A 20,411-nucleotide genomic window follows, 5' to 3' on the forward strand; every position below is an offset into this window, starting at 1 on the left:
GATGTGGGGAAAGATCAGTTCGCCAGCGCGGCGGACTTGATGATGATGGGGTCGAGCGGCACGTTCTGCATGCCGCCCTTGTTACCGGTTGGCACGGCGCGGATCTTGTCGACCACGTCGGTGCCGGCCACGACCTTGCCGAACACGGTATAGCCGTAGCCGTCGGGATTGGGCGCGTTGAGCGAATCGTTGTTCTTCACGTTGATGAAGAACTGCGAGGTGGCCGAGTTGGGGTTGCCGGTGCGCGCCATCGCGATGGTGTAGCGGTCGTTCTTGAGGCCGTTCGAGGCCTCCAGCGGGACCGGTGCGCGCGTAGGCTTTTGTTGCATCTCGGCCGTGAAGCCGCCGCCCTGGATCATGAAGCCGTCGATCACGCGGTGGAACACCGTGCCGTCGTAGTGCTTGTCCTTCACGTACTGCAGGAAGTTCTCGACCGTCTTCGGCGCCTTGGCCGCATCGAGTTCGACCACGATGTCGCCGGCCGAGGTGGCGAGCTTCACGCGCGGCGCGGCCTGCTGCGCATGCACGGCACCGGCGAAGGCCAGTGCGGCGGCCAGCGCGAGCGCGCCGCGGCGGTTGAAGCGGGCGGACAGGGAAAGGGCTTGGATCGTCAAGGATGGCTCCGTGTGCAGATGATGTAGGGCGCGGGCCCGGCACCACAAGGGCGGCCGCTCCGCGCGGACGGCGACTACTTGCTGATGCGGCCGACGGGCTTGCGGACCTCGGGCGGCGCGGCCGGCAGGGCGGCGGCTTCGGCTTCGGTCTTGGGATTGAAAATCTGGCGGATCAGCGAGAGCTTGGGCGCGACGCTGGCGTTGGTGCTCGCGAACTGCTGCGCGCGGACGTACTCCTGCGCGGCGAGCCTGGCGTAGACGTCGCCCAGGTTCTCGTGCGCGGTGGCGTAGTTCGGGTTGAGCCGGAGCGCCTGCTCGAGCGCGGCGCGGGCCTGGTCGAACTTGCTCTGCGCGGCATAGAGCGCGGCCAGGTTGTTGTAGGGCTCGGGCAGTTCGGGGAAGTCCTGCGTGAGCTGCGTGAACGCGGCGATCGCCTCGTTCTGCTTCTTCTGTTCGGTGAGGATCACGCCGCGCAGGAAGCGCATCTGCGGATCGCGCGGCTTGCCGACGATGTAGGCGTCGGCCTTGGCGAGCGCCTCGTTCGACTTGCCCTGGCGCAGCAGCTGGTTGACGTCGTCGTAGTCGTTGGCGTGCGCGGCCGAACCGAGCAGGCCGAGGAGCAGTGCAAGGGCGATGGCGGAGAGTCTGGTGAACGCGACGTGCTTCATGAAGCCTCGGCAGGGTTGGGGAACGCGGGCCTCGAAAACACCCGGCATGCACACGGCAGGCAGCCGTTTATACTGCGGTGCATTGTAGCCGAGGGGCCATGTCCAACCCCTCGCGGCCACCGCCCCCGTCACCCCTGAAATCCCCTGTCGTTCGCCCGTGTCGCACGAGCGCGAAGCGACGCTTTTCGAGCCTCATGAGTCTGCGCATCTACAACACGCTCTCGCGTGAACTGGAGGAGTTCTCCCCATTGCAACCGGGCCGGGTGCGCATGTACGTCTGCGGCATGACGGTCTACGACCTCTGCCACATCGGCCACGCCCGCATGATGATGGCATTCGACGTGGTACAGCGCTGGCTGCGCGCGAGCGGCTACGACGTGACCTACGTGCGCAACATCACCGACATCGACGACAAGATCATCACCCGGGCAGTCCAGCGCGGCATCAGCATCCGCCAACTCACCGACGAAGTGATTGCGGCCATGCACGAGGACATCGGCGCGCTTCGGATCGAGCCGCCCACCATCGAGCCGCGCGCCACCGAATATGTGCCGCAGATGCTCGGCATCATCGAGACGCTGGAGCAGAAGGGCCTTGCCTACCGCGCCGACAACGGCGACGTGAACTACGCGGTGCGCAAGTTCCCGGGCTACGGCAAGCTCTCCGGCAAGTCGCTCGACGAGCTGCACGCGGGCGAACGCGTTGCGGTGCTCGACGGCAAGCAGGACCCGCTCGACTTCGTGCTCTGGAAATCCGCCAAGCCGGCCGAGCCCGCCGACGCCAAATGGGAGAGCCCCTTTGGCATCGGCCGACCGGGCTGGCACATCGAGTGCTCGGCCATGAGCTGCGCCACGCTCGGCGAGACCTTCGACATCCATGGCGGCGGTGCGGACCTGCAGTTTCCGCACCACGAGAATGAGATCGCGCAAAGCGAGGGCGCCAACGGCAAGCCGCTCGCTCGCCTCTGGGTGCACAACGGTTTCGTTCGCGTGGACAACGAGAAGATGTCCAAGAGCCTGGGCAACTTCTTCACCATTCGCGAAGTGCTGCAGAAGTACGACGCGGAAAGCCTGCGCTTCTTCCTGGTGCGCACGCATTACCGCAGCGCGCTCAACTACAGCGATGCGCACCTGGACGACGCGCGCAACTCGCTCAAGCGCCTGTACACCGCCCTCGATCTGGTGGCGCCCGCCACAGTGGCCATCGACTGGACGCTGCCGCACGCGATGCGTTTCAAGGCCGCGATGGACGAGGATTTCGGCACACCCGAAGCCATCGCCGTGCTGTTCGAGCTGGCCGGCGAGGTCAACCGCACGAAGTCCGCCGAGACCGCGGGGCTGCTGAAGGCGCTCGCCGGCACGCTGGGCCTGCTGCAAGGCGACCCGAAGGCGTTCCTGCAGGCGGGCACCACGCTCGACGAAGCCACCATCCAGTCGCTGATCGCCGCGCGCGCAGCCGCCAAGGCCGCGAAGAACTTCGCCGAAGCGGACCGCATCCGCAACGACCTTCTCGCGCAGGGCATCGTGCTCAAGGACTCGCCCACCGGCACCACCTGGGCCGCAGCGCAGTGAACGGAACCACCAATCCCGTGCCTGCCTCCAGCAAGTCCACCGTGCGCATCTACACGCCGGACTACTGGGAGGAGGCCTGCACGCACCTGGCGAAGAAAGACCGCGTGATGAAGCGGTTGATCCCGAAGTTCGGCAACGCCTGCCTCGAATCGCGCGGCGATGCGTTCACCACGCTCGCGCGCAGCATCGTGGGCCAGCAGATCTCGGTCAAGGCAGCGCAGTCGGTCTGGGACCGCTTCGCGGCGCTGCCGCGCAAGATGACGCCGGGCAACGTGCTCAAGCTCAAGGTCGACGACATGCGCGCGGCCGGGCTCTCGGCCCGCAAGATCGAGTACCTGGTCGACCTCGCGATCCATTTCGACTCGGGCGCGGTGCACGTCGACGCGTGGAAGGACATGTCGGACGAGCTCATCATCGAGGAGCTCGTCGCGATCCGCGGCATCGGCCGCTGGACCGCCGAGATGTTCCTCATCTTTCACCTGATGCGCCCCAACGTGCTGCCGGTCGACGACCTGGGCCTGCTCAACGGCATCAGCGTGAACTACTTTTCGGGCGATCCCGTGAGCCGCAGCGATGCCCGTGACGTCGCCGTGGCCTGGGCGCCTTTTTGCAGCGTGGCGACTTGGTATATTTGGCGATCGCTGGACCCCGTGCCGGTCGCGTATTGAACAAAACAGGAGAAGACGTTGGCGAAACGAACCTTCCTCGACTTCGAGCAGCCCATCGCTGAACTCGAAACAAAGATCGAAGAACTGCGCTATGTACAGACCGAATCCGCGGTCGACATCTCGGAGGAAATCGACCAGCTCGGCAAGAAGAGCCTGCAGCTCACCAAGGACATCTACAGCGACCTGACGCCCTGGCAGATCACCAAGATCGCGCGCCACACCGAGCGGCCCTACACGCTGGACTACGTCAACGAGATCTTCACCGACTTCGTCGAACTGCACGGCGACCGGCACTTCTCGGACGATCTTTCGATCGTGGGCGGCCTCGCGCGCTTCAACGGCTCGCCGTGCATGGTCATCGGCCACCAGAAGGGCCGCGACACCAAGGAGCGCACCGCGCGCAACTTCGGCATGAGCAAGCCCGAGGGCTACCGCAAGGCGCTGCGCCTCATGAAGACGGCCGAGAAGTTCAAGCTGCCGGTCTTCACCTTCGTGGACACGCCCGGCGCCTATCCCGGCATCGACGCCGAAGAGCGCGGCCAGTCGGAAGCCATCGGCCGCAACATCTACGAGATGGCGCAGCTCGAAGTGCCGATCATCGTCACCATCATCGGCGAGGGCGGCTCCGGCGGCGCGCTCGCGATCTCGGTGGGCGACCAGGTGCTGATGCTGCAGTATTCGGTCTACTCGGTGATCAGCCCCGAAGGCTGCGCCTCGATCCTCTGGAAGACCAGCGACAAGGCGCAGGAAGCGGCCGATGCGCTCGGCATCACCGCGCACCGCCTCAAGGCCCTGGGCCTCGTCGACAAGATCGTGAACGAGCCCGTCGGCGGCGCCCACCGCGACCATCGCCAGATGGCCGCCTTCCTGAAGCGCGCGCTCAACGACGCCTTCCGCCAGGTCAGCGACCTGAAGCCGAAGGAACTGGTCGAACGCCGCTACGAGCGCCTGCAGAGCTACGGGCGCTACAACGACACCAAGGCCGATACCGGCAGGTAGGCCGGCGCAGGCAAGCCTCCCGTGAACGAAGCCTTCGAACGCGCCATGGCCGCGTTCGAGCCGGCGCATCTGCCGCTGGCGGTGGGCTTCAGCGGCGGTGCGGACTCGACGGCCTTGCTGGCCGCCTGCGCCTCCGCATGGCCGGGGCAGGTGATCGCCTTCCACGTGCACCACGGCCTGCAGGCCGCGGCCGACGACTTCGAGCGCCATTGCGCCGCCGTGTGCGAATGCCTCGGCGTGCCGCTCCTGGTGCACCGCGTCGACGCGCGGCATGCGCCGGGCGACAGTCCCGAAGACGCAGCGCGCCGCGCGCGCTACGAAGCCTTCGCTGCCATGGCGCGCAGCGACAGCACGCTCGGCACGGTGCGTTCGATCGCGCTCGGCCACCATGCCGACGACCAGGTCGAGACGCTGCTGCTCGCGCTCTCGCGGGGCGCGGGTCTGCCGGGGCTGGCCGCGATGCCTGCACATGCCCGGCGGCACGGCCTCGACATCCACCGGCCGCTGCTGGGCGTGCCCGGCGCGGCGATCCGCGAATGGCTCCGGGGTGTCGATCTGCCGTGGATCGAGGACCCGAGCAACGGAGACGAGCGCTACACGCGCAACCGCATCCGCGCCGTGCTGCTGCCGGCGCTTGAGCGGAGCTTTCCGCAGTTCCGCACCACCTTCGCGCGCAGCATCGGCCACGCAGCGCAAGCGCAGCAGCTGCTCGGGGAACTCGCGGCGCAGGACCTCGGCGCGGTGGGCGATCCGCCGCGCATTGCCGGCCTGCAGGCGCTGTCGCGCGCGCGGCAGGCCAACGTGCTGCGGCACTGGCTCATGCAGGCGCATGGCTGCGCACCGAGCGCGGCGCAGCTCGAGCAGCTGCTCGACCAGTTGCGCGCCTGCACCACGCGCGGCCACCGGATCCACCTCAAGGTGGGCAGCGGCCACGTCGAGCGGCAGGGCGACCGGCTGCATTGGTACAATTTCCGGCCCTCGCCCAAGGCTTCGCGCTGACGGCTTGCAGGGCGCGCACTCGGAAACCGGACATGCCGGGGCGGGGCGGCTTCTTTCTTTTCTCTGAATTCACCCATGGCATTGATCGTTCACAAATACGGCGGTACGTCGATGGGCTCGACCGAGCGCATCAAGAATGTCGCCAAGCGCGTCGCCAAGTGGGCGCGCGCCGGCCACCAGATGATCGTGGTCCCGAGTGCCATGAGCGGCGAAACCAATCGCCTGCTCGGCCTGGCCAAGGAACTGGCCCCGAGCAAACCCGGCGAAGCCCACGGCCGTGAGCTCGACATGCTCGCCGCCACCGGCGAACAGGCCTCGTCCGCGCTGCTCGCCATCGCGCTGCAGGCCGAGGGCGTCGAAGCCGTGAGCTATGCGGGCTGGCAGGTGTCGGTGCGCACCGACAGTTCCTACACCAAGGCCCGCATCGAGAGCATCGACGACGCACGCGTGCGCGCCGACCTCGACGCCGGCAGGGTGGTCGTCATCACCGGCTTCCAGGGCGTGGACGACGCGGGCAACATCACCACGCTCGGCCGCGGCGGCAGCGACACCTCGGCCGTGGCCATCGCGGCCGCGATGAAGGCCAACGAGTGCCTGATCTACACCGACGTCGACGGCGTCTACACCACCGATCCGCGCGTCGAGCCCGATGCCCGGCGCCTCACCACCGTGAGCTTCGAGGAAATGCTCGAGATGGCGAGCCTGGGCTCCAAGGTGCTGCAGATCCGCTCGGTGGAGTTCGCCGGCAAGTACAAGGTCCCGCTGCGCGTGCTTTCGAGCTTCACGCCCTGGGACATCGACATCAACGAAGAGGCCAAGTCCGGCACCCTGATCACTTTCGAGGAAGACGAAAACATGGAACAAGCCGTCGTATCCGGCATCGCTTTCAACCGCGACGAAGCCAAGATCTCGGTGCTCGGCGTGCCCGACAAGCCGGGCATCGCGTACCACATCCTCGGTGCCGTGGCCGATGCCAACATCGAGGTCGACGTGATCATCCAGAACCTCAGCAAGGACGGCCGCACCGACTTCAGCTTCACGGTGCATCGCAACGAGTACGCAAAGACCGTCGACCTGCTGCAGTCGAAGGTCATGCCCTCGCTCGGCGCGACCGAGATCGTGGGCGACACCAAGATCTGCAAGGTCAGCATCGTCGGCATCGGCATGCGCAGCCACGTGGGCGTGGCGAGCAAGATGTTCCGCGTGCTGAGCGAGGAAGGCATCAACATCCAGATGATTTCGACCAGCGAGATCAAGACCTCGGTCGTGATCGACGAGAAATACATGGAACTTGCGGTCCGCGCGCTGCATAAAGCCTTCGATCTGGATCAACCGGCCTCCTGATGGTGGCATAATCTCGGCTTCTTTCAGGAACTGTGACCGAGTGGCCGAAGGTGCTCCCCTGCTAAGGGAGTATGGGGTGTAGAGCCTCATCGAGGGTTCGAATCCCTCCGGTTCCGCCAAGCTGATGAAGCCCTGTCGATCTTCGGATCGACAGGGCTTTTTTCATTGGGCATTGCCATTGCGCGCCTTCGCCCGGACAGGCCGCATCGCCGCAGCTTGCCATTCCATTTGCGAACGATCGGCCTTATTCGTCAAAGCCGGGTCTGTCATCGTTCTGCAAAATCCGCCGTGCTCCGCTACGGCGGAATTAATTTGCACTTTCGGCAGATTATGCGGGGGATGCACAAATTCCATATATGAGGTGCGCGAAATTTGCGGACTTCATCGCTTCGCTTCTTTAGATTCCCCCCTAAGGTCAGACTCCGTTAACGCTTGAATTCATCACGACGGCCACAGGACGGGTTTGACCGATTGGCGTTCGCTCCAGGGAGCGTTCGATCTGTTGATCTACGTAAGAGAGTCCTGTCGTGCAAATTGCTGTACTAGATCCAATGCTTCGATCCAGAGAAATCGCCCGCCGTGCGATCTGCAGACTGGGTCATGTCCCAATCGTTTTTAGCAGTGTGGAAGAACTGCAAAAGCAACAAGGCGAGGCAAAGATTGAATTCGAAGTCCTGTTGCTGACATGCCCGCGGGATCCCGCCGTTTTTCAGCCGCTCATTGCGCAGGTGCGGGAAATCATGGGACGGCATTTCCCGGTGATTCTTTGCGCCAGCAAAAGCCAATACCGGGTCATTTCGGTGCTTCATTCGGACCCGGCCTCGACCGTGGCGCATGCGCCGTCGTGTTTCGAGGAAACCTACCGTCTGCTCGAGACCTACCTGCAGCGCCGCAAGGTGCCGATCGCCGACCGCGTGATGCAGTGGCGCGATTACCGCTTCGTCCTGCACCAGGACAAGGCCGAGCGCGCCGGCTCGGCGATCAAGCTGCGTCCGCTCGAGTTCGATCTCGCGGTGGCCTTCTTCCGGAACATCAACCGCCCGCTCACGCGCGAGTGGCTCTTCCGGAACGTCTGGGGCCGCAAGGACTGCGACCATCCCGTTTCGCGCTCGCTCGACGTCAGCGTGTCGGGTCTGCGCCGCAAGCTCGGGCTGCATGTGCGTTCGAAGGGGCCGAGCCTGCAGGCGATCTGGGGGCAGGGTTATCAGCTGAGCGAGATGCCCGACCCGATGGAAGCGCCGAACCGGCGCCCGTTCTAGAGGCTGCTGGCGGCCGTAACGGATCGTCCCGCGCCGGGACATCGGCGGCCGCTCGGCCATGTCCTCCGCACCGAGGCACGAGAATCGAGGCGGAACGACATGGACGACAGGACTTGAACTTGCAAACTTCCTTCGCGCTGCTCGACGACTGCGGCTCGACGCCCGGTCGCCCGACCAGCCGCCTTTGCACCGGCTTTACGCGCGAGCACCGCTGCACGAACCCGGCCGAACTCGACTTCGTCTGGGGGCGCGTCGAAGCCGACCAGCGGCAGGGGCTGCATGCGGTGCTTCTGGTCGACTACGAATGGGGCGCCAAGCTCCTGCACGCAGGGCAGGGGCGGCTCGCCGCCAGTGATGCCTCGTCATTGCGCGTGCTGATGTTCCGCGACTGCGCGAAGCTCTCGGCCGACGAGGTCGGCGCCTGGCTCGAGACGGCCGAAGCCGCGGACGCCTCGCACATGGGCGGCCTGCCGCAGCCTGCGGGCGTGACGGCGTTGCAGCCGGACATCGATGAGGCCGCCTTCACCGACGCCATCGCGCGCATCCACGAAGCCATTGCCGCGGGCGAGACCTACCAGGTCAACTTCACCTACCGGCTGCATGGCCATTGCTACGGCTCGCCCGTAGCGCTGTACCGGCGGCTGCGCGAACGGCAGCCGGTGGCCTATGGCGCGCTGATCGCGCTGCCCGCGGGTGAGGAGACCACGCACGTGCTCTCGTGCTCGCCCGAACTCTTTCTGCGCAACGACGGCGGCGTGCTCACCGCACGGCCGATGAAGGGCACCGCGGCGCGCGCCGACGAGGCCGCGAGCGACGGCGAAACGGCGCGCCGGCTCGCAGTGGACGCCAAGAACCGCGCAGAGAACGTGATGATCGTCGACCTGCTGCGCAACGACATCGGCCGCGTGGCGCGCACCGGCTCGGTCAAGGTGCCAGCGCTCTTCGCCGTCGAGCCGTATGCCACGGTGTTCCAGATGACTTCCACCGTCGAGGCCGCGCTGCGTCCGGAGGTCGGCATGCCCGCGTTGCTGCGCGCGACCTTTCCCTGCGGCTCGATCACGGGCGCGCCCAAGCACCGCACCATGGAATGGATCGCGCAGCTCGAAGGCAGCCTGCGCGGCCTCTACTGCGGCGCCATCGGCTGGGTCGATGCGCCGACCGACGGTGCGGCCGTCGGCGACTTCTGCCTCTCGGTCGCGATCCGCACGCTGACGCTCGGTGCGCCGGTGCGTGGCCTCCGGCCGTTGCGCATGGGCGTCGGCGCCGGCATCGTGCAGGACAGCCGCGCGACCGACGAGTTCGAGGAATGCCGCCTCAAGGCGCGCTTCCTCGCCGCGCTCGACCCGGGTTTCGAGCTGTTCGAGACCATGCTCGCGACCCCCGCCGGCGGCATTCGCTACCTCGACCGGCATCTGGCGCGGCTCGCGCACAGCGCACAGGCGCTCGGCTTTGCCTTCGACCACGAAGCCGCAGTGCAGGCGCTGCGCGATGCGCTGCCCGCGCTCGCACCAGGGCAACCCTCGCGGCTGCGCCTCGCGCTCGCACACGGCGGACGCATGGCAATCACCCATTCGGCGCTGCCGCCGCTGCCGCCCGGCGCGGTGAAGCTGGTGCTTGCCGGCGAACGGCTGCCCGACGCCAATCCGCTCGGCGCCTTCAAGACCACCTGGCGCCAGCACTACGACGCCGGGGTGCGCGCGGCCGAGCAGGCCGGCGCCTTCGACAGCCTGTTCTTCACCGCCGACGGCCGCCTGGTCGAAGGCGGCCGCAGCACGCTGTTCGCGCGCATCGACGGGCGCTGGTGGACGCCGCCCGTGGCCGACGGCGCGCTGCCCGGCGTGATGCGCGGCGTGCTGATGGAGGACGCCATCTGGCAGCCGGCCGAGCGCAGCCTCTCGCTCGACGACCTGCGCGGCGCGCAGAAGCTCGTGGTGTGCAATGCGCTGCGTGGCGTGCTGCCCGCGCAGCTGGTGCACGACACCGCGCACGAGCGAGGGCTGCAGCCCCTCACACCTGCACCAACCCCCACCGCAGCGCCACCCACGTCAGCTCCGCCTGGTTCGCGGCGCCCAGCTTCTGCTTGATGCGGTAGAGGTGCGATCCGACGGTGCTCAGCGAGAGATTCAGCGTGCCCGCGATCTGCGCCACCGTCATGCCGCGCGCGAGCTGGAGGAAGACCGAGAACTCGCGTTCGCTGAGCAGGTCGGCCGGGTTGGCCTCGCCCTCGATCTGCGCGGTGGCCAGCGCCTGCGCGGTGCCGGCGTCGATGTAGCGCTCGCCGCGCGCCACCGCCCTGACCGCGGCGATCAGCGCATCGGGCGCGCTGCGCTTGGCGAGGTAGCCGAGCGCCCCCGCGCGCAGCACGCGGCGCGGATGGACCGTGTCCTCGTGCGCCGACAGCGCGAGCACGCGCGCCTTCGCATCGTGGGCCAGCAGGCGCCGCAAGGCTTCGAGGCCGCCCATGCCGGGCATCGACAGGTCCATGACCACGAGGTCGGGCCGCACCTGCGGATAGTCCTGGCAGGCCTGTTCGCCGGTGTCGGCCTCGGCCGCCACCTCGATCTGCGCGTCGGCCAGCAGCATGCGAAAGCCCATGCGCACGAGCGCATGGTCGTCCACCAGCATCACGCGGATCATTCGTTCGAGGGTCATCGTCGATGTCATGGGTTCTCCGTGGCGGCAGCCGCGCGCAGCGGCAGACGTACCGTCAACCGTGCACCGCGCGGCAGCGCGGGTTCGAGGCGCAGTTCGCCGCCCAGGCTGTCGACGCGCTCGGCGAGCCAGCGCAGGCCATAGTGCCCGGTGCCGGTCTCCCTCGCGGCATCGGGGGCAAGGATGCCGCGACCGTCGTCCGTGAGCGTGAGCGCGACGGCATCTCCGGCGCCTTCGAGTGCGAGCACGATCCGCTTTGCCTCGCCGTGCCGCAGCGCGTTGGTGATGCCTTCCTGCGCGGCGCGGTAGAGCACCAGGGCGGTGTCGGTGTCGAGCCGGGCACGCTCGAGGTCGAGATCGAGCTGCCACTCGATCTGCACCCCGGAATGGCTGCTGCGCGTGCGCTCCACCAGGTCCTCGAGCGCGGCCACGAGTCCGAACTTGTCGAGCACCAGCGGCGTGAGGCGCGGGATCATGCCGTGCATCGCGGTGTAGAGCCGCGCCGATTCGTCGGCGATCAGCCGCGCCGCCTGTTCGGCCTGCGGATCGACCGACTGCATGCGCTGCGCGATCGACAGCGCCATGCTGCGCATCGCGGTGACCGACTGGCCGAGTTCGTCGTGCAGTTCGCGCGCGATGAGGCGCCGCTCCTGCTCGATCTTCTGGTCGACCCAGCGGCCGAGTTCGCGGCTTTCCGAGAGGCGGCTCTCGGCGCGCACGGCGCGGCGCTCGGTCTCGATGTGCTGCTGCAGCATGCCGACCATGCGGTTGAAGGCCGCGCCGATGGCCGCGGCCTCGGTGCCGGGCAGGGCGCCGAGCGCCACGTCGAAGCGCCCGCTCTCGAGCCGGTTGAGCGCATCGACGATCTCGCCGAACGGCCTTGTCGCGCGCCCCACGAGCCAGAACACGCCCGCGTTGACGACGGTCAGCAGCAGCAGCGCGCTCAGCACGAGCAGCAGCGCATCGTCCCAGGCGTCGAGCACCGCGCGCGAGGCGTTGGCGCGGATCACCAGCCTGCCGTCGGGAAAGGCGATCGACATCTGCCTGGGCGGCGGAGAGATCAGCCCCGCGAACCAGCCGGGCGCGTCGCGGCCCGCCTTGTACGGCGAAACGGGCGAGCTGTAGAGCACGCGCTCCTCGGCATCGAACAGCGTGATGTCGTTGGAGCGCACGCGGCCCACGCCCTGCAGAAAAGCCAGCATCGCGGGCGTGCCCTGGGCGGCGTAGAGCCAGGCCGTGCGGTTGAGCAATTGCGCGGCCACGCGGTTGGCGGCCACGACCTCTTCATGGACCGATTCGCGCATGCTGCGCAGCTGCAGCCCGAACATGGCGGCCAGCGAGAGCAGCGCGAGCAGGCTCACGATCAGGTTGATCCGCAGGCGCAGCGTCATGGCGCGGCGGTCTCCTCTTCGGCGCCGAAGTCGCCGTGGCCCGCGAAGCGGTCGAGCGCGGCCACCATCGCACGCGCCATCGCCGGATGCGCAGGATCGTGACCGGCGCCCTCGCCGATCCATTGCAGCCGGCTGTGCGCGATGCGGCCGTGCACCGCCTGCGCGCCCTCGGGCGGGCACACGCGGTCGTCGCGCGCATGCAGCAGCAGGGTGGGCACGCGCGGCAACGCGTGCAGCCGGTCGAGCAGCGGCGGCGCATCGAGCCAGCAGCGTTGCAGCAGGTAGTGGCTCTGTACGCGGTAGCGGTCGACGAGGGCATCGAGCGCCTCGGCACCGGGTTCGTTGTCGTCCGGCGCGGGCATGCCGCCGGCCAGCGTGCGTTCCCAGCGCCACCAGGCGAGCGCGAGCCGCCGCGCTTCGGCTGCATCGCCGCTGCCGTCGCCGCGCGCGCCGAGGCCGCGCGCCAGAAAGCCGAGCATGTCGTGGCGCTGGTCCGCGGGCGCGCTCGCGGCGAAGCGCTCCCACGCTGCGGGCGCGCGGCCCGCACGGTCCTGGAAGAAGTCCGCGATGCCATCAGCGCAGGGTACGAAGACCGCGCGCAGCAGCAGCCCGGCTACGGCTTTCGGCTCGGAAGCCGCATGCGCGAGCGCCAGCGTGGCGCCCCAGGAGCCGCCGACGACGAGCCAGCGCGCGATGCCGAGCTGTCCGCGCACATGGCGCAGGTCGTCGAGCAGATCGGCCGTCCGGTTGTGCGCCGTGGCGCCGCGCGGACGGCTGCGACCGGCGCCGCGCTGGTCGATGGCGACGATGCGGTAGCGCGCCGGATCGAAGAAGCGCCGCAGCAGCGGCGAGCTGCCCGAGCCGGGGCCGCCATGCAGCACCACCGCGCAGAGGCCCGCCGGGTTGCCGCTCTGCGCCACGTGCAGCACGTGGCCGTGCGACACCGCCAGTGCATCGGTGCGCCAGGGTGGAGGGTCGGTGTACAGGCCGGTGGAGGGGAGCACGGAGGCCATGGTAAGGGGATCGCCGGGGCGGCAGGCCCCGGGTCCTCGGCCGCGGACGGCGACCCAAGGGCATAGGTTGTGCCTATGCATGCATCGGTATTAAGCATTTTTCAGCGCGCCGCGCCTTTCCCAGAATCGGGGCCAGCGAGAACCCTCGAATCCCCGGAAAGCCGACCTTCCATGTCCGACCAAGACACCTCTTCCAGCGCCTGGCGTGTGCCGCCCGGCAGCTATCTGGCGCGCCGCCCCGCGGTGCTGGCGCTGCCCCAACGGCCGCGCTCGGTCTACGTCACCATGCGCGACGGCTGCCGGCTGGCGGTCGACGTCTATCTGCCGCAGGACGCGGCCGGTACGGCAGCACCCGCCCGCGTGCCGACGATCGCCGTCTTCACGCCGTACTACCGGCGCTTCGCCACCGCCAGCGCGGGCGTGGAGCCCAGCCCCAACTGCGGGCGCTACCGCGACTTCTTCGTGCCGCGCGGCTATGCGGTGGTGGTGGTGGACGTGCGCGGCACCGGCGCCAGCTTCGGCACGCGCGATGCGTTGCGCTCGCCCAAGGAGCGCGACGACTACCGGGAGATCGCGGACTGGATCGTGCAGCAGCCCTGGAGCGACGGCTGCATCGGCGCCACCGGCATCTCCTACCTCGGCGCGGCGGCCGTCTTCCTGGCCAGCACCGGCCACCCGGCCGTCAAGGCGATCGCGCCGCTGTTCGCCGTCACCGACATCTACACCGACCAGCTCTACGTCGGCGGCGTGCTGTCCACCATCTGGACCGGCCGCTACGACGAGCTGATGACGGCGCTCGACCACGACGACCGTCCCGCCCTCGCGAAGTTCGCGTACTACGGCGACCCGGCGCTCGAAGGCCCGCAGCCGGTCGACGACGACGCCGACGGCAGCCTGCTGGCCGCGGCGCTGCGCCAGCACCGCAACAACTGCCGGCTCGGCGACTGGGCGCGCGAGGTGCCGTTCCAGCGCGATGCGGTGCTGCACGACCCGGCGCTGACGCTCGATGCCTGCAGCCCCGGGCACTACGCGCGGCTGATCCCCGAGGACGTGGCGATCTACTCCGTCTCGGGCTGGTACGACGGCGCCGGCTACAGCAACTCGGCCATCACCCGCTTCCTGACGCTCGCGGGGCACCGGCACCGCCTGCTGCTGGGGCCGTGGGACCATGGCGCCCGGAGCAATGTCTCGCCCTGGCGCGAACAGGCCGACGCGCAGTTCCCGCTGCTGGCGGAAGTGCTCCGGTTCTTCGACCGCCATCTGTGCGGCCACGACAACGGCCTGGACGACGAGCAGCCGGTGCACTACTTCACCATGCACGACGAGCGCTGGCAGGCGGCCGATGCCTGGCCGCCGGTGCCGCACGCCACCCGTTTTCACCCCGATGCAGACGGCATGCTGTCGCGCCGGCCCGGCGAAGCGGCACGCGACGCGTACCAGGTCGACTTCACGGTCGGCACCGGCACGCAGACGCGGCTGGAACGGCTCGGCGCCGCGGGCGTCGAGCACTACTACCCGGACTGGACCGAGCGCCAGGTCCAGTACCTGCACTACACGAGCGCGCCGCTGGACGCGCCGGCCGAGCTGACGGGCCACGTCACCGCGCAACTGCTCGTCACCGCGTCCGAGACCGATGCGGCGCTGTACGTGTACCTCACGGAGGTGCTGGCCGACGGCAGTTGCCGCTACGTGACCGAGGGAACGCTGCGCGCGCTGCACCGCGAGGGCCTGTCGACCTCGCCCGACTACGTCGCGAGCTGGCCGGTCAACACCTTCGACCGGGCCTCGGCGAAGCTGCTCGTGCCGGGCGAACCCGCGCGGCTCACCTTCGCGCTGCTGCCCGTGTCATGGACCTTCGCGGCCGGCAGCCGCATCCGGCTGTCGATCGGCGGCAGCGACTTCGGGCACGGCCCGCAGGTGCCGCACGGCCGGCCGCCCCGGATCGAGATCCTGCGCGGCCCGGAGGCGACCTGGTTCGACCTGCCGCTGCGGCATCAGCCCGCCTGAGGCGCGCGCCCAGACCGATTGCACCGCATTCGTTTCACCTTTCTTTTCTCTTGCGGAGTTCCCCATGCCCCATCCCAGCCGACGCTCCTTCCTTTCCCTGCTCGCAGCGGCCGGTGCCGGCGCCGCATGGTTCCCGATGCAGGCCGGCGCGCAGCCGGCCTGGCCCACGCGCGCCATCCGCCTGGTCGTGCCGCAGGGGCCGGGCTCCGGTTCCGACGTGATCGCGCGTCTGCTCGGCGACCGGCTGGCGCAGCATCTCGGCCAGCCCGTGGTGGTGGACAACCAGCCGGCCGCCAACGGCCTGGTGGCGCTCGGGTCCGCGGCCAAGGCCGCCGCCGACGGATACACGCTGGTCCTGGTGGGCGTGTCGCAGGTCGCCTTCAATCCCGCCCTGTACAAGAACCTGCCCTACGACCCGGCGAAGGACTTCCGCTACCTCGCGCCCGTGGCCGACACGCCCTTCGTCCTGGTCGCGAGCAACGCCAGCGGCATCCAGACCTTCGCGCAGTTCGTCGAGACGGCGAAGCGCAAGAAGGGCCGCATGACCTTCGGCAGTGCCGGCATCGGCAATTCGACCCACATCGCGATGGAGCTGATCGCCGCCACCGCCGGCGTGAAGCTGGAACACATTCCGTACAAGGGCTCGGCGGCGGCCTTCACCGCGGTCCTGTCGGGCGAGGTGGACGCGATGGTCAACGTGGTCGGCCCCTCGCTCGGCCAAGTCGAGGCGGGCCGGGTGAAGGCCGTGGCCGTGCTGGGCGGCACGCGCGTCCCGCAATGGCCCCGGGTGCCGACGGTCCGGGAGGCCGGGCTCGACGTGCCGCCCATGCCGGGCTGGTACGCCCTGGCCGCACCGGCGGGCCTGGATTCCGCCATCGCGACCCGCTTCGATGCCGCGCTGCGCAAGGTGATGGCCGAACCCGCCATCACGGCGAGGCTGACCGAACTCTCGCTGTCGCCGATGACCGGCGGCGAGGCCGAGATCCGCCAGCGCGCAGTGGCCGACACGGCGTTCTGGGGCGAGTTCATCCGCCGGCACGACATCCGGGTCGAGTGAGGCGCAGGGCGGTCACTCCGTCCGTGCAGTACCGCCGCGCCGCGCGCGGGTCGCGGTGCCGAAGCGCCGCACACCTGGCCAGCGGCCCTGCGCGACTTCGTCGTGCACGGTCTGCAGCAGCGACTCGCGCACGCATTGCACCGCGGGGCTGCGGGCGGCGGAGACCGAGACGCTCAGCGACACCTCGCGCGTGAGCGGCCGGCCCGAGATCGGCACGCCGCGCACCCGATGCATCTGCTCGGCCAGCGTGAAGGCCGACATGGGCAGGATGGTGGCGCCCAGGCCGCGCTCGACCGCCAGCAGCAGGATCTCGACCGCGCTGGTTTCCGCCACCAGCTGGCAGCGCAGGCCGTGCGGCTGCAGCAGGCGCTCGACGGCCACGCGCACCGAGTTCGGATGCGTGGGCAGCAGCAGCGGCATCGCGGCCAGGGCATGCAGCCCCAGCGCCTTGGGCGTGCGCCGGTCGGCGCCGACCACGACGAACAGTTCTTCCTCCAGCAGGCGCTCGATGCGCAGCCGCGCGTCCTCGCGCGCGTCCATGGTCACGGCGAGGGCCAGCCGGTCCACCGCCACCTGGCCCGCCAGATCGCCGCTGGAGGCCTCGACCAGCTCCAGCTCGATCAGCGGATAGTGTTCCTGCAGCCGCGCCAGCAGCGGCGCGGCCAGCACCCGCGAGGTGCTGGTCGGCAGCCCGATCGCCACGCGCCCCGCGGGCGCTTCGCTGCCGCTGCGGATGGCCGATCGCGCATCGTCCACCTGGCGCAGGATGCCCTTGGCATGCCGGTAGAGCAGCTCGCCCATGGCGGTAGGACGCGTGCCCTGCACGCTGCGCTCGAGCAGCGCCACGCCGAGCTCCGACTCCAGGTTGGCCATGTGCTGGCTCAGCGAAGGCTGCGCGATGAACAATGCCTCGGCGGCGGCGGTGATGCTGCGAAGCTCGACCACCTTCACGAAGTAACGCAGATGACGCAGGTCCATGGTGGTGCGGCGCGTGGTGAAAGGGCGGCGGCTAGTCGCCGCGCGCCGCCGAAGGATGATCGGCTGCAGCCTGGCGCTCCTGCGGCGCGAAGCAGATCACCGTCCAGCCCGCATCCGCCTTGAAGGGCTGTTCGCTCGAATAGATGCGGAAGGCGCCGCCGGGCGAGACGCCGCCGATCAGCCACCAGTCCTCGCCCGGCTTGCCCATGCGTTCGGTCAGCTCGGCCCAGCCGTAGGCCCTGGTGAGGTTCGTGGCCTGGATCGTCCAGCCGGCCTCCAGCCGCGCCTCGAGTGCCGCGTAGGTCACGCCTTCGTGGAAGGCCAGGTAGCCGCGCTGCTGCAGCGAGAGCGCCCCGGCGGCCTGGCCGGAGCCGCGCCCGGCCGCGAGCTGGAAGGTGCGGTGGTGGCCCATGCGGCGCCCCTGCGCCTTGCAGACCAGCGCGTTGTACGAGTCGTTCTCGGTCGCGCAGAGCAGGTAGCTCAGGTGCTGCACCTCGAGCGATTCCTCGGTCTGCTCCGACAGGAACTCGCCGTAGAACACCTCGATGCCCTGCATGCGGGCCCGCTTCAGCGCTTCGTACTGGCGGTCGACCACCAGCACCTCGATCTGCAGGCGCTGCAGCATCCGCGCGAGCGCACAGGTCCAGGGCGAGGCGCCCACGATCAGCAGCCCCGTCTCGCGGCCCGCCGCCAGCCCGAGCCGGCGCGCGATGCGGCCCAGGCTCAGGCCGTGGCACAGCACGGTCGCCATCACGATCAGGAAGGTGGTCGGCAGCAGCTTTTCCGCGTCCGCATGGCCGGCCTGCACCAGCGCCGGGCCGAAGAGGCCCGCGGTGGCCACGGCCACGATGCCGCGCGGCGCGATCCAGGCGAGCAGCAGCCGGTCCTGCCTGCGCATCGGCGCGCCCACGGTGGCCAGGCCGATCGCGAGCGGGCGCACCAGCAGCATCACCGCCAGCACGAAAGCCGCCATGCGCCAGTCGACCAGCCCGAGCTGGCTCGGCTGGAGCTGGCTCGGGATCACGATGAACAGCACCGACAGCAGCACCACCGTCAGGCTTTCCTTGAAGTGCTGAAGCGATTCGCGCTCGACCAGCTCCATGTTGCCGATCACCACGCCCATCACGGTCACCGTGAGCAGCCCCGCCTCGTGCTGCACCAGGTTGCTGGGCCCAGTAGGCGGCGAGCACCAGCACCATCAGGATCGGCGCCTTCAGGTGCTCGGGCGCGCCGCCGCGGCGGTAGAGCCAGCCGATCAGCCAGCCGCCCGCGCCGCCGAGCAGCAGCGCCACCGCCACCGCGGCGCCGAGCGCCGTCAGCGTGGTGCGCAGGCCGCCGCCCGAGACCGTGAAGTACTGGAAGGCCAGCACCGCCATCAGCACGCCGACGGGGTCGTTGACGATGCCCTCCCACTTGAGCAGCGCGGCGGTCTCCTTGTTCAGGCGCGCCTGGCGCAGCAGCGGCAGGATCACCGTGGGGCCGGTCACGACCAGGATCGCCGCCAGCACGATCGCCACCGGCCAGCTCAGGCCGCCGATGTAGTGCGCCGCGACGCTGCCGAACAGCCAGGCCAGCGGCGGCGCGACCACCGTGAGGCGGCCGATGCCGCGGCCCACGCGCTTGAACTCGCCGATCTTCAGGTCCATGCCGCCTTCGAACAGGATGATGGCGACGCCGAGCCCGATCAGCTCGCCCAGCTGCTCGCCCCCGATGCTGGGCTGGACGATGCCCGCGACGGGCCCGAGCAGCAGCCCGACGGCGATCAGGATCACGATCGCGGGCAGGCGGATCTGCGCGGCCAGCCATTGGCTCGCGAGGCCGGCGCACAGGACGATGAGGAGCAGGGAGGCGGTGTGCACGTGCGGGAGGCGAAGAACTCGGTGTGAACAAAGTCGCGGAGCCTACAGTGGAAACCCTTGGCTCCCGGTGTCCCCGGACAAGCCGCGGGGCCGGCCCGTGGAATGTGCACGCTTTCATGAAAATCATGAAGCGCGTTTCATGATTTCAGCGCCGCGTCTCGGCGGCCCGCGGGTTCAAGATGGCCATGGGTGCCTTCGGGCGCCCCGCAGCCGCCGCCCGGCGCTGCGCCACTTCATCAGGAGACTCCGCATGAAATGGGAAACCCCGACGGCCGTCGATTTCCGCTTCGGCTTCGAAATCACGATGTACGTCAGCGCCCGGTAACACCGGCGCATCCATCCAGCCCGCTCCGCTCGCCGGAGCGGGCTGTTTCGAACCACACCGCATTTCTTCTATTCGCCGATGCGCATTACCGTCCTGGGCTCGGCCGCCGGCGGCGGCTTTCCGCAGTGGAACTGCAACTGTCCGAACTGCGCCGGTGTGCGCGCGGGCCGCATCCGTGCGAAGCCGCGCACGCAGTCGTCGATCTTCGTGCGGCCCGATGACGGCGTGGACGGGGTGCTCTTCAACGCCTCGCCCGACATCCTGGAGCAGATCCGCGCCAGCCCGGTGCTGCAGCCCGCGCGTGCGCTGCGCGACACCGCGATCGCGGGCGTGGTGCTGATCGACGGGCAGGTCGACCACGCCACCGGCCTCTTCATGCTGCGCGAACGCGGCTCGCTGCTGCCGCTGTGGTGCACCGATCCGGTGGCCGAGGACCTGAGCCGCGGCAACCCGGTGCTCGGCGTGCTGTCGCACTACTGCGGCGTGGCGCGCCATGCGGTGCCGCTCGACGGCGGCAGCTTCGAGGTGCCCGGCGTGCCCGACCTGGAATTTCGCGCGCTGGCGCTCACGGGCAAGGCCGCGCCGTACTCGCCGCACCGCGAGCATCCGGTGGCGGGCGACAACATCGGCGTGACCATCACCGACCGCCGCAGCGGCGGCCGCCTGTTCTACGCCCCGGGCCTGGGCGCGATCACGCCGCCGGTGTTCGATGCGATGGCAGGCGCCGACGCGGTGATGGTCGACGGCACCTTCTGGCGCGACGACGAGATGCCGCGCCTCGGCGTGAGCAGCAAGCGCGCGCGCGAGATCGGCCACCTGCCGCAGGCGGGCGAGGGCGGGATGATCGAATGGCTCGCGCGCCTGCCCGCGAGCACCGCGCGGCGCATGCTGATCCACATCAACAACACCAATCCCATCCTCGACGAAGACTCCGCCGAGCACGCGGCGCTGCGGCACGCGGGCATCGAGGTCTGCGAGGACGGCATGACGATCCAGCTTTGAGGCCC

Annotated in this window: 19 protein-coding genes and 1 tRNA gene; 13 read left to right on the forward strand and 7 right to left on the reverse strand. The window is 69.2% G+C overall.

Annotated elements, in window-relative coordinates; translation table 11 throughout:
* Positions 1–14: 14 nt before the first annotated feature.
* Together M2165_RS20120 and M2165_RS20125 are read right to left on the reverse strand one after the other, a co-directional pair.
* Positions 15–614: a peptidylprolyl isomerase gene (locus tag M2165_RS20120; protein WP_280816352.1), complete on the reverse strand. Its 600-nt coding sequence runs from the start codon at positions 612–614 to the stop codon at positions 15–17.
* Between the two features lie 74 nt (positions 615–688).
* On the reverse strand, positions 689–1,282 hold the full coding sequence (locus M2165_RS20125) for a tetratricopeptide repeat protein (RefSeq protein ID WP_280816353.1): 594 nt from the start codon (positions 1,280–1,282) through the stop codon (positions 689–691).
* Positions 1,283–1,476: 194 nt separating this feature from the next.
* Between M2165_RS20125 and cysS the strand changes: the two genes are divergently transcribed.
* The 8 genes from cysS (at position 1,477) to pabB (ending at position 10,206) form a co-directional block, all read left to right on the forward strand.
* Positions 1,477–2,853 (forward strand): cysteine--tRNA ligase, encoded by a 1,377-nt coding sequence (gene cysS / locus M2165_RS20130; RefSeq protein ID WP_280816355.1) that lies wholly within the window; start codon positions 1,477–1,479, stop codon positions 2,851–2,853.
* Between the two features lie 17 nt (positions 2,854–2,870).
* A complete protein-coding gene (locus tag M2165_RS20135; RefSeq protein WP_280816357.1) occupies positions 2,871–3,521 on the forward strand; it encodes a DNA-3-methyladenine glycosylase 2 family protein in 651 nt (216 codons plus the stop codon).
* An 18-nt stretch (positions 3,522–3,539) separates the two neighbouring features.
* Positions 3,540–4,520, forward strand: coding sequence for an acetyl-CoA carboxylase carboxyltransferase subunit alpha (locus tag M2165_RS20140; protein WP_280816358.1), 981 nt, complete (start codon positions 3,540–3,542; stop codon positions 4,518–4,520).
* A gap of 21 nt (positions 4,521–4,541) precedes the next feature.
* Positions 4,542–5,519 (forward strand): tRNA lysidine(34) synthetase TilS, encoded by a 978-nt coding sequence (gene tilS, locus M2165_RS20145; RefSeq protein WP_280816359.1) that lies wholly within the window; start codon positions 4,542–4,544, stop codon positions 5,517–5,519.
* Positions 5,520–5,594: 75 nt separating this feature from the next.
* On the forward strand, positions 5,595–6,863 hold the full coding sequence (locus M2165_RS20150; protein WP_280816360.1) for an aspartate kinase: 1,269 nt from the start codon (positions 5,595–5,597) through the stop codon (positions 6,861–6,863).
* Between the two features lie 26 nt (positions 6,864–6,889).
* Positions 6,890–6,982 (forward strand) — tRNA-Ser (locus M2165_RS20155).
* A 504-nt stretch (positions 6,983–7,486) separates the two neighbouring features.
* Positions 7,487–8,122 (forward strand): winged helix-turn-helix domain-containing protein, encoded by a 636-nt coding sequence (locus tag M2165_RS20160; RefSeq protein ID WP_280816361.1) that lies wholly within the window; start codon positions 7,487–7,489, stop codon positions 8,120–8,122.
* Between the two features lie 119 nt (positions 8,123–8,241).
* On the forward strand, positions 8,242–10,206 hold the full coding sequence (gene pabB, locus M2165_RS20165; RefSeq protein ID WP_280816362.1) for an aminodeoxychorismate synthase component I: 1,965 nt from the start codon (positions 8,242–8,244) through the stop codon (positions 10,204–10,206).
* Here pabB and M2165_RS20170 read toward each other — a convergent pair.
* From M2165_RS20170 to M2165_RS20180, 3 genes are read right to left on the reverse strand one after another with little or no spacing between them, the layout of a single operon-like run.
* Positions 10,130–10,759: a response regulator gene (locus M2165_RS20170; protein ID WP_280817585.1), complete on the reverse strand. Its 630-nt coding sequence runs from the start codon at positions 10,757–10,759 to the stop codon at positions 10,130–10,132. The genes pabB and M2165_RS20170 overlap by 77 nt on opposite strands.
* Before the next feature lie 23 nt (positions 10,760–10,782).
* Positions 10,783–12,165, reverse strand: a complete 1,383-nt coding sequence (locus M2165_RS20175; protein WP_280816363.1) for an ATP-binding protein — start codon at positions 12,163–12,165, stop codon at positions 10,783–10,785.
* A complete protein-coding gene (locus M2165_RS20180; protein ID WP_280816364.1) occupies positions 12,162–13,178 on the reverse strand; it encodes an alpha/beta fold hydrolase in 1,017 nt (338 codons plus the stop codon). The genes M2165_RS20175 and M2165_RS20180 overlap by 4 nt, the downstream gene beginning before the upstream one ends.
* A gap of 171 nt (positions 13,179–13,349) precedes the next feature.
* Between M2165_RS20180 and M2165_RS20185 the strand changes: the two genes are divergently transcribed.
* Both M2165_RS20185 and M2165_RS20190 read left to right on the forward strand, forming a co-directional pair.
* Positions 13,350–15,185 (forward strand): CocE/NonD family hydrolase, encoded by a 1,836-nt coding sequence (locus tag M2165_RS20185; RefSeq protein ID WP_280816365.1) that lies wholly within the window; start codon positions 13,350–13,352, stop codon positions 15,183–15,185.
* Between the two features lie 64 nt (positions 15,186–15,249).
* Complete coding sequence (locus M2165_RS20190) at positions 15,250–16,242, forward strand: tripartite tricarboxylate transporter substrate binding protein (protein ID WP_280816366.1); 993 nt, start codon at positions 15,250–15,252, stop codon at positions 16,240–16,242.
* Between the two features lie 12 nt (positions 16,243–16,254).
* On the opposite strand, the gene M2165_RS20195 is transcribed toward M2165_RS20190, so the two are convergent.
* Both M2165_RS20195 and M2165_RS20200 read right to left on the reverse strand, forming a co-directional pair.
* Positions 16,255–17,220, reverse strand: a complete 966-nt coding sequence (locus M2165_RS20195) for a LysR substrate-binding domain-containing protein (protein ID WP_280816367.1) — start codon at positions 17,218–17,220, stop codon at positions 16,255–16,257.
* Positions 17,221–17,251: 31 nt separating this feature from the next.
* Positions 17,252–18,379, reverse strand: a complete 1,128-nt coding sequence (locus tag M2165_RS20200) for a cation:proton antiporter (RefSeq protein WP_280816368.1) — start codon at positions 18,377–18,379, stop codon at positions 17,252–17,254.
* On the opposite strand from M2165_RS20200, the gene M2165_RS20205 reads away from it, so the two are divergent.
* The 3 genes from M2165_RS20205 (at position 18,354) to pqqB (ending at position 20,406) form a co-directional block, all read left to right on the forward strand.
* The gene (locus tag M2165_RS20205) at positions 18,354–19,106 is read left to right on the forward strand and encodes a hypothetical protein (protein ID WP_280816369.1); all 753 of its coding nucleotides are present in this window, start codon (positions 18,354–18,356) and stop codon (positions 19,104–19,106) included. The two genes, M2165_RS20200 and M2165_RS20205, sit on opposite strands and share 26 nt — an antisense overlap.
* A gap of 223 nt (positions 19,107–19,329) precedes the next feature.
* Positions 19,330–19,404 carry a pyrroloquinoline quinone precursor peptide PqqA gene (gene pqqA / locus M2165_RS20210; RefSeq protein ID WP_280817586.1) on the forward strand — a complete coding sequence of 25 codons (75 nt, stop codon included), beginning with the start codon at positions 19,330–19,332 and terminating at the stop codon, positions 19,402–19,404.
* A gap of 78 nt (positions 19,405–19,482) precedes the next feature.
* Entirely contained in the window at positions 19,483–20,406 is a 924-nt protein-coding gene (gene pqqB / locus M2165_RS20215; RefSeq protein ID WP_280816370.1) for a pyrroloquinoline quinone biosynthesis protein PqqB, read from the forward strand.
* The last annotated feature ends 5 nt before the right edge of the window (positions 20,407–20,411 follow it).

This window comes from Variovorax sp. TBS-050B, assembly GCF_029893635.1.
Classification (GTDB): Bacteria; Pseudomonadota; Gammaproteobacteria; order Burkholderiales; family Burkholderiaceae_C; genus Variovorax.